The sequence below is a fragment of the Arthrobacter sp. JCM 19049 genome (assembly GCF_001310435.1).
This window is the reverse complement of the sequence record NZ_BAXF01000642.1, coordinates 1-1,046: the sequence shown is the minus strand read 5'-3', so window position 1 is coordinate 1,046 and position 1,046 is coordinate 1. Positions and strand designations below refer to the sequence as shown.

Sequence of the window (1,046 nt, the reverse complement as noted above, 5' to 3'; positions counted from 1 at the left end):
CCGGGGCGCTCGTGGAGGAAGGCACCGCCACCGCTCAGGGCCACGAAGAGCACCCGGCGAAGAGCACTTCGGCGGAATCCGGGCGGTAGATGATTGACAGGTGGGCTTGGGGACTGTGACGGAAAATACCCGTCATTGCGGGCATTTGGGCCCCACTGGACCCTCTAGCCGAATTGTGTGCTGGCCCATTAATCGGCTAAACTTGTGAAAGTTGTGTATGTCCACGTTCGACACTACATGCCACAGCGTGACGGCTTAGTTGCATAGCCGCTGGTCTGCTGGGCATGCGAACACCACCTGGACGGCCGGTTAAATCAGTCCTCACCTGACGTACTGGTCCTGACACAAAGTAAACACGACAGTGCTTGTCCCTGATGGATCTCACGCCATGACACCTGCAGCTGTTTGACCAGAAACGAATCAACGTAAGGCAATTACTGTGCGTACGTACACCCCTAAGCCGGCTGACCAGACCCGTCAGTGGCACGTCATTGACGCCACCGATGTTGTGCTCGGCCGCCTGGCTGTCGAAGCAGCGACCCTGCTGCGCGGCAAGCACAAGGCTACTTTCGCCTCGCATATGGACATGGGCGACCACGTCATCATCATCAACGCTGAGAAGGTTGCCTTGACCGGCAACAAGCTGGTGCAGAAGCGCGCTTACCGCCACTCCGGTTTCCCGGGCGGTCTGAAGAGCTCGAACTACGCCGAACTGCTGGAGAAGAACCCGGTTCAGGCTGTCGAGAAGGCCATCAAGGCATGCTGCCGAAGAACAAGATCGCCGCAGCCCAGCTGAGCAAGCTGAAGTCTACCGTGGCGCTGAGCACCCGCACGCGGCCCAGGCTCCGAAGCCGTTCGAAATCACCCAGGTCGCCCAGTAGTCCTGGCCCCGAGAAGAAAAACTTACTAGGAGATAATCGTGGCTCAGAACGCTGAAGAGATCAACGAATTCGAAGGCGACACCCCGTCGACCTACACCACCGAGTCGGCCCCGGCCGCAGCTGCCGGCGGCGACGTCGAGCGCGCGCCGCTGACCGTGTCCGGTG

The 1,046-nt window shown here is 59.9% G+C and carries 1 pseudogene; it reads left to right on the top strand.

The features are described from left to right. Window positions 1-439: 439 nt before the first annotated feature. Window positions 440-881: pseudogene (gene rplM / locus JCM19049_RS15180) on the top strand (50S ribosomal protein L13). The last annotated feature ends 165 nt before the right edge of the window (window positions 882-1,046 follow it).